Raw genomic sequence first — 8245 nt, 5'->3', positions numbered from 1 at the left:
CCCAGTCGAGTACGAACTCGCCTTCACCACCCAGAACGCCGCCCTTGCGGCATGATCACCACTCACCCGGTGTCAACCGATCCTGCAGCAGTCCCTCGCGCACAGGAACCGCGCGGAGGTGCTCGCGGACCACGCGCGGGAGGCCCCGTACATGACCGTCATCCTCAGCCACAGCGCGAGCGACTACACGGACTCGGACGTCTGGGTCATCACCGACGCCGGGCGCATCAACGAGGTCCAGTCGGTGGTTGTGGGGGAGTAGGCCCGGATCTGCGTGCGCGCAGGCAGACTGCAACCCCACCGCAGGAGCACCTCCTGGTCCTGTCGACAGCCACCCGCCCGGAAGGGCGCGGTCGTCGGCAGGGCCAGGAACGTTCAGCGTCGATCTGCACGCGCCCCTGCTGGCGCAGCGGTGGACTCCCGAGGAACCAGGTGGGCTTCGACGGTGATTGTCCCGTGAGACTGGGTGCCGTCGTGGATGGCTCGGACCATCACTTCAGCGGCTCTGCGACCCACGTCGGGGAGGTTGAGGTCGATAGTCGACAGCCGGGGGCGGTTTCCTTCGACCATGACATCCCAGTTGTCGAAGCCGATCACTCCGATGCTGTCGGGGACGGCGACGCCGGCAGCCTGAAGCGCGTTCGTGGCGCCACGCGCGATGACGTCGTTCCCGCACACGATCCCGTCGACGTCGGCTTGGCTGTGGACGAGCTGGAGCGCGGCCTGTCGTCCCCACTGTTCGTCCCACTGGCCGTAGAGCGGTTCGGTGGCGAGCTCCAGGCCGTGCTCCGCGAGGACGGCGCGGGTGGCGTCCGCCTTGAGTCGTGCCGCCTGCTCGCCGCGAGGGCCGAGGATGCAAGTGATGCGCCGTCGGCCGGTGGCGAGCAGATGTCGGGCGGCCAGTTCTGCGCCACCGCGGTTGTCGGGGATCACCGAGGCGTCGTCCGGCTGGGTCGAGGCCGTCATCATATAGACAACCGGGACATCATCGCGGACGCCGCGAAGCGGGGCGCGGGAGAAGCTCCCGCGACCGCCGCCGGCCACGAGGATGCCGTCGACCTCGCGTCGCATGAGCGAGTCGACGAAGTGCTGCTCACGGATGGGATCGCCACGCCCGTCGCACACGAGGAATGCGATGTCGTGCTCGGTGAAGGTCTCGAGCACTCCGAGGAGCACCGGCGAGGTCCGTCGGTCGAACGGATCCCGAGTGACCAGTCCGACCGTGAGGTTGCGACTTGCCGGTTCCCGCTGGTGGTCGACGCCGCTGCGAAGGCCTAGCTCGCTCGCCGCCGCAAGGATCCGGTCGCGGGTGTCTGGGTGGACCGACCCTTTGCCGGAGAGCGCCTTGGAGACCGTCGCGGGCGAGACGCCGGCCAGCGTTGCCACGTCGCGTGCTGTCACGCGTTTCAGATCAGACACGTCCACGAGCGTAGCGCAGATTTCCGAAAGTTTCTGCGTTAGCCGGCTTGACCGCACGATTCAACCGGGTCTACCGTCCAGCAAGGAAACGAACGGAATGTGTTTCCAAACCTTGCTTCGTGGCGGAACGGTCCGCCCAGACGCTTCGACGAAGAGGTGAGAACGCATGAGTCAGGCTGATGTGGCACGCCCCCAGGCCGCAGTAGGGACAGATCGGCCCAGGGAGCACTGGACGATCCGCCTGCACGACGCGTGCGCCGTCATCTCTTTAATGGCGCAGCTCAACGCGATGTGGATCGCCTTTGCCCTGCTCGGCGGCGTCGTCTTCGGGGTGGCACCGGCGAGCGTCGCCGCAGCCAGGTGCGTGCGCGAGCACGAGAAGGGGCGCCTGCATCGGCCGGCGGTCACGTTCGCGCAGACCTGGCGTTCGGAGTTCCTCGGCGCCAACCTGACTCTCCTGCCGCACCTGCTGGTCCTCGCCGTCCTTGCGTGGAACTACGCGGCGTACTCCGTGTCCGGACCTCAGGCCTCCACACCGCGTCTCGCGACGCTCGCCGGGCTCCTTATGGTCTCGGCAGTCGGATGCTGGCTCCCGTCCCTCTACGTGCACTACGACGTCTCGCGCGCACGTTTCCTGGTAACAGCAGTGCGGTTGACGCTGTCGAACCCGCTGCCATCCGTCCTGCTGCTGTTCGTCTTGAGCGTGCTGACGTATGCGTCGCAGCGGCTGCCCGTCCTGCTCCTGGTGATCACGTTCGGCGCCTGGCTCTACGTGAGCACCTGGCTCGGACTGCGCACCTTTGCCGACAACGAGGCCCGCCTCGCTCGTCGCGCTGACCACTGACATCCCATTCGTCCTCGGGCGCATCGACGCGTCCACCAACTGCGGAGGCCCCCATGTCCACACTCGACCGGAACCTCATGGACTCGGCGGTCGGCCGGCGCACCTTCATGGCCGGTTCGCTCGCCACGGTCGCCCTCGTGCTCGCCGGCTGCGGTCCAAGCAAGAACGGCGGCAGCGAGAGCACAGGAGCACTCACCGTGATGCTGCCCGCCTTCGCCACGGCTCCCGACGCCCAGGGCGAGCTGCAGAAGGCGATCACGAAGTTCATCGGACGTGACCTTGACGTCACGTGGGTCCCGGCCGCTGATTATCCGGATCGCGTCACGGTGACGATGGCGTCGGACGAGCTGCCTCAGGTCATGGCGATGATGAAGAAGGATCCGGCGTTCGTCCGTTCCGCCCAGGCGGGCGCCTTCTGGGACCTGACCGACAAGCTCAGCGCCTACAAGAACCTGGTCGCCGCGGATTCGCAGGTGGCGCAGGCCGCATCGATCAACGGTGTTCAGTACGGCGTGTTCCGCCGTCGCGACCCGATGCGCGCCTGTGCACTGTTCCGGGCTGACTGGCTGGACGAGCTCGGACTCGACGTCCCCGAGTCGGTCGACGAGCTTCGCACCGTGGCGCAGGCCTTCGTCGAGGAGCGGCCAGGTGGGAAGAAGAACGCGGGCATGCTTCTGTCGCAGTGGGGTGCGACCTACGGGGGAGACAGCCCGTACGAGATGATCGAGTCCTGGTTCGGCTCCCCGAACCTGTGGGGTGAGCGGGACGGCAAGCTGGTTCCTGCCTTCGACACCGAGGAGTTCTTCGAGGCCCAGCGCTTCCTGGCCTCGATGCGCAAGGACGGTCTGCTCAACGCCGACTTCGCCACCCTCACGACCGTCGACCTCGACAACGGGTTCTTCACGGGCAAGGGCGGCATCACCGTCTCGACGGACGACGCGATGCCGGCGTACGCGAAGCTCTTCGACGAGAAGGACCCGGGCAACGGGTACTCCTACATCGCCAACGCCGGCAACCTGACGGGGCCGGCCGGCGACCGCCACTCGTTCCCCACGCCCGGCTACAGCGGGTTCCTCGCCATCTCGCGTCAGAGCGTGAGGACTGAGGAGGAGCTCAAGGGCGTCCTGACCGTCCTCGACCAGCTCAATACCCCTGAGGGGCAGAACCTGCAGGCGATCGGTATCGAGGGCAAGAGCTACACGCTGGACGGCGAGTTCTACGTCCCGGTCGAGGGCGCTGAGGCCGAGGTCATCTTCAACGACGCCTCCCAGGCGTTCTACCAGATGTACACCGGCGTCAACGGCACCACCGTCCCGCTGGTCAAGCCCGGCTCGAAGGGCCTGGAGGAGCAGTACGCCCGGCGCGACGAGCTGCGCGCGCGGGATCTGAAGACCGCCGTGTACAACGCGGCCGCCGGCCTGGTCTCCGAGACGGAGATCAAGCAGGGCGCCGTGCTGAACCAGATCATCGGTGACGCCCGCGTCAAGTTCATCGCCGGTCAGATCGACGAGGCGGGCTACCGCAAGGAGATCGAGCGCTGGCACGCCTCGGGCGGTGACCAGATCGTCGCCGAGATCAACGACCTCGCGGCACAGCAGTGAGCGCCGTGACCGAAGCCAGGGCACACCCTGCAGCCCCGACCGAGCAGGTCCCGCCCTTCACCGTCCGCAAGGTCGGTCTCGGAACGCGGCTGCTGCGCTACCGCTGGCTCTATCTCCTGCTGCTGCCCGGGCTGCTGTACTTCGCCCTCTTCCGGTACACCCCGATGTTCGGGCTGGTCATCGCGTTCCAGGACTACCTGCCGTTCCTCGGGATCTCGGAGAGCCCGTGGGTCGGACTGGAGCACTTCCAGACGCTGTTCGCCAGCCCGGACTTCCCCCGCCTGATGAGCAACACACTCATCCTGGCGCTACTGAACGTCGTGGTGGTCTTCCCGGCGCCGATCATCGTGGCCCTGCTGCTCAACGAGCTGCGGCTGAAGGTCCTCAAGCGGTCGGTGCAGTCACTGATCTACATCCCGCACTTCCTGTCGTGGACGATCGTCGCGTCGCTGACCTACCTGCTGTTCGCGCTCGACGTCGGCGCGATCACGTCGTTCGTCAACGACCTCACGGGTGGGAACATCGCGTTCCTGACCGACCCGGAGTGGTTCCGTCCGCTGATCATCCTGCAGACCCTGTGGAAGTCGACCGGGTGGGGCACGATCATCTACCTCGCAGCGCTGACCGCCGTCGACCCCACCCTGTACGAGGCCGCCCGCATCGACGGTGCCAACCGCGCCCAGCAGCTGTGGCACGTCACCCTGCCGGCCATCGCCAGCACCGTCGTCGTGATGGCCATCCTGCAGATGGGCAACTTCATGGACACCGGGTTCGAGCAGATCTACCTGATGACCAACAGCCTCAACCGCTCGGTCGCCGACGTGTTCGACACCTACGTCTACTTCACCGGCATCGAGCAGGGCTCCTACAGCTACTCGACGGCCGTGGGGATGTTCAAGGCCGTGATCGGCGTCGTCCTCGTCTTCGGGTCCAACTGGATCGCGCGCCGGCTCGGCCAGCGCGGCCTGTTCTGAGAAAGGTGCACGCGTGAGCACGCTCAACCCTCCCGACCAGCGTCAGGCACCCGCGGCTGGCCCCGGGCACGATCCGCGGCCTGCGCCGGGTGCGGGCCGCCGGCTGCGCACCTCGCTCGGATCGCGCGTCTTCGACGGCGTCAACATCGCCGTCCTGATCGGCCTGGCGGTCGTGACGCTGCTGCCGTTCCTGTACGTCATCGCCGGGTCGTTCGCCGGCGAGGCCGAGCTGGCCAGCCGCCCGTTCTTCCTGTGGCCCCACGACGTCGACCTGTCGTCGTACACCTACATCTTCTCGACGGACACGTTCCTCCGGAGCCTGCTCGTAACGATCGGGGTGACAGTCGTAGGGACGATCGTGCAGCTCGCGCTGACCACGACGATGGCCTACCCGCTGGCCAACCGACACCTGCCCGGGCGAAACGTGCTGTTGAGCCTGGTCATCTTCACGATGGTGTTCAGCGCCGGCATGATCCCCACGTTCCTGGTGGTCAAGGAGCTCGGGCTGCTCGACTCGTACTGGTCGCTGATCCTCCCGATGGCGATCAGCCCGTTCAACCTGATCATCATCAAGAACTTCTTCCAGGAGCTTCCCGACGAACCGCAGGAGGCCGCCAGGATCGACGGCTGCACCGAGATCGGCGTCTTCTTCCGCATCGTGCTGCCGCTGTCCAAGCCGATCCTGGCGACATTCGCCCTGTTCTACGCGGTCGCGATCTGGAACGACTTCCAGTCGCCCCTGCTCTACCTCAGCGACACGGACATGTGGACGCTGCAGATGTTCGTGCGCCAGGTGACCGTCTCCACCGACCTCGCTTCCACCGTCGGGCAGCTCGATCCGAGCTTCGTCCCGCCGGAACAGGGGATCAAGTTCGCCACGGTCGTGGTGGCGACGATCCCGATCCTCCTGGTCTACCCGTTCCTGCAGAAGCACTTCGCCAAGGGGATGCTGATCGGCTCGGTCAAGGGCTGACGTCCTGCCGGGCACCCGCATCCCCGCGCGACCACGCGCATCCCCGCACCTTCTCGACGCACCGCACGAAGGAAGGATCCATCTCATGACTCGACGAGGAGTCATCGCCACCACCAGCATCGCGCTCTGTCTGGCGCTCAGCGCCGGATCGCCGGCCGTCGCCGGCCCCGCCCCCGGTCACGGGGCCGACCACCACCACCGGGTCCAGCTCGAGAATCTCGACCGCGGGTTGGTCGCGGCCGCCACCGAACAGGGCGTGTTCCTCAGTTGGCGACTGCTCGGCAACGAGGCGACAGGGCACGGACAGAGCGGACTGACCGGTACCGACTTTGCCGTCTACCGCGGCAAGACGAAGGTCGCGACCGTCACCGACTCCACGAACTACCTCGATCCCGAGGGCACCACGGACGACACCTACCGCGTCGTGCCGATCACGGCCGGCCGGGAACGCGGCCACGGAGAGACCGTGCGGCCCTGGTCGCAGAACTATGTGGACCTGCCGCTGCAGCGCCCGCCGGACGGCGTCACCCCGGCCGGGGAGGCTTACACCTACGCCGGCGCGCCGAGCGGCCGCAAGGCCCTGTCCGGCGCCAACGACATGAGCGTCGGGGACGTCGACGGTGACGGCGAGCTGGAGTACGTCGTGAAGTGGGAGCCGTCGAACTCCAAGGACGTCTCACAGGTCGGCTATACGGGCCCCGTCTTCCTGGACACCTACGAGCTCGACGGCACCCTGCGCCACCGCATTTCGCTCGGACCCAACATCCGCGCCGGCGCCCACTACACGCAGTTCCTCGTCTACGACTTCGACGGCGACGGACGCGCCGAGATCATGCTCAAGACCGCTCCGCGCACCAAGACGACCTCGTACCGGAACAACCACCCGGCGAAGTCGCGGTACATCACCCTCCCGAAGCAGGACCGCAAGGCGGGCGTCACCCACGCCGACGACTACCGACTGTCGTCCGACGGCTACTACGAGCACATTGTCGACATGTTCAAGGGCTGGTCGACCCACCCCGAGGTCGTCGCCGGGAACTGGCCGGCCACCCTCGAGGAAGCGTTCGGCATCGAGCCGCGGTACGACTACCCGCTATCCGACACCGACGCCCGCGCGATGGCGGACTACTTCATGGACGTGTTCGCCCCCTCGCGCAGCAGCAAGAACAAGCTGCGGGACTTCGAGGGCTACATCCTGTCCGGCCCCGAGTACCTGACCGTCTTCGACGGGGCCACAGGCTCCGAGCTGGAGACCGTGCCGTACGAGCCGGGGCGCACCGACGACGGCCTGATGTGGGGCGACTACGCCAACCCGCGCATCGAGCCCGGCAACCGCGTCGATCGCTTCCTATCCGGCGTGGCCTACCTCGACGGTCGGCACCCGTCGGCGATCTTTTCCCGCGGCTACTACACCCGCGCCACAGTCGCCGCCTACGACTGGGACGGACGACACCTGACCAAGCGGTGGCTGGCCGACTCCGGCTGGGAACGGCGCACGAATCCCTTCGGCGGCGACTGGTCCCCGACCGACGACCCCGAGTGGGGGCCCTTGGGAGGACAAGGCTTCCACTCGCTGTCGGCCGCAGACGTCGACGGTGACGGCAAGCAAGAGATCGTCTACGGCTCTGCCACCCTCGACGACGACGGCAGCCTGCTCTACAGCTCCAGCGACGTCATGCCCCCGGAGAGCAGCCGCCCCGGCGAGGTACGACCGCTCGGGCACGGGGACGCCATGCACGTAGCCGACATCGACCCGGCCCGGCCCGGGCTGGAGATCTTCACCTCCCATGAGAACTCCAATGCCCCGTACGGCATGGTGCTGCGGCGCGCTGAAGACGGAACGGCGATCTTCGGACACTTCGGCGGGGCGGACATCGAGCGCGCCATGGTCGGCGACGTCGTCCCCGGATCCCCGGGCCTGGAAGTCGGGGCGAGTCAGCCGAAGGCGCTCTACGCCGCCACCGGCGAGAAGCTTGGCGACACGAAGCCCGGCGCCAACATGTCGATCCGCTGGTCGGCCGACATGACCACCCAGATCGTCACCGGCGAGGTCACCGACACGGTCGACACCCCACGGATCGAGGACTGGAACCGCGGCACCCTCCTGACCGCCGACGGCACCCTCACCAACAACCACTCCAAGGGCAACCCGTCGCTGGTGGGCGACCTGTTCGGCGACTGGCGCGAGGAGCTGGCGCTGCGCACCGCGGACAGCAGCGCGATCCGCATCTACACGTCCACCGAGGTCACCGACCACAAGCTCTACACCCTGCTGCACGACGTGCAGTACCGCGCCGAGCTCGCCCGCCAGCAGACCGGCTACAACCAGCCCACCTACACGAGCTTCTACCTCGGCTCGGACACCGACTGGGCCGACGTCCCGCTGCCGCGCTACGACACGCCCAGCGACTGACCGACGCCGGGGACGACCCGG

Annotated in this window: 6 protein-coding genes; 5 read left to right on the top strand and 1 reads right to left on the bottom strand. The window is 67.3% G+C overall.

Annotated features, from left to right (window positions below; all coding sequences use genetic code 11):
* Positions 1 to 375: 375 nt before the first annotated feature.
* On the bottom strand, positions 376 to 1419 hold the full coding sequence (locus tag ACH443_RS20180) for a LacI family DNA-binding transcriptional regulator (protein ID WP_430591334.1): 1044 nt from the start codon (positions 1417 to 1419) through the stop codon (positions 376 to 378).
* A 271-nt stretch (positions 1420 to 1690) separates the two neighbouring features.
* On the opposite strand from ACH443_RS20180, the gene ACH443_RS20175 reads away from it, so the two are divergent.
* From ACH443_RS20175 to ACH443_RS20155, 5 genes are all read left to right on the top strand, one after another.
* A complete protein-coding gene (locus ACH443_RS20175) occupies positions 1691 to 2263 on the top strand; it encodes a YesL family protein (protein WP_430591333.1) in 573 nt (190 codons plus the stop codon).
* 53 nt (positions 2264 to 2316) lie between these two features.
* Entirely contained in the window at positions 2317 to 3864 is a 1548-nt protein-coding gene (locus tag ACH443_RS20170) for an ABC transporter substrate-binding protein (protein ID WP_430591332.1), read from the top strand.
* Positions 3865 to 3869: 5 nt separating this feature from the next.
* Positions 3870 to 4838 carry an ABC transporter permease gene (locus ACH443_RS20165; protein ID WP_430591331.1) on the top strand — a complete coding sequence of 323 codons (969 nt, stop codon included), beginning with the start codon at positions 3870 to 3872 and terminating at the stop codon, positions 4836 to 4838.
* A gap of 13 nt (positions 4839 to 4851) precedes the next feature.
* Entirely contained in the window at positions 4852 to 5811 is a 960-nt protein-coding gene (locus tag ACH443_RS20160; protein ID WP_430591330.1) for a carbohydrate ABC transporter permease, read from the top strand.
* A gap of 85 nt (positions 5812 to 5896) precedes the next feature.
* Positions 5897 to 8224 carry a rhamnogalacturonan lyase gene (locus tag ACH443_RS20155; RefSeq protein ID WP_430591329.1) on the top strand — a complete coding sequence of 776 codons (2328 nt, stop codon included), beginning with the start codon at positions 5897 to 5899 and terminating at the stop codon, positions 8222 to 8224.
* Positions 8225 to 8245 lie beyond the last annotated feature (21 nt).

Source organism: Isoptericola sp. NPDC019571 (genome assembly GCF_044389385.1).
GTDB lineage: Bacteria > Actinomycetota > Actinomycetes > Actinomycetales > Cellulomonadaceae > Isoptericola > Isoptericola nanjingensis.
The sequence above is the reverse complement of the archived record's forward strand: the minus strand, read 5'-3'. Positions and strand labels throughout refer to the sequence as shown.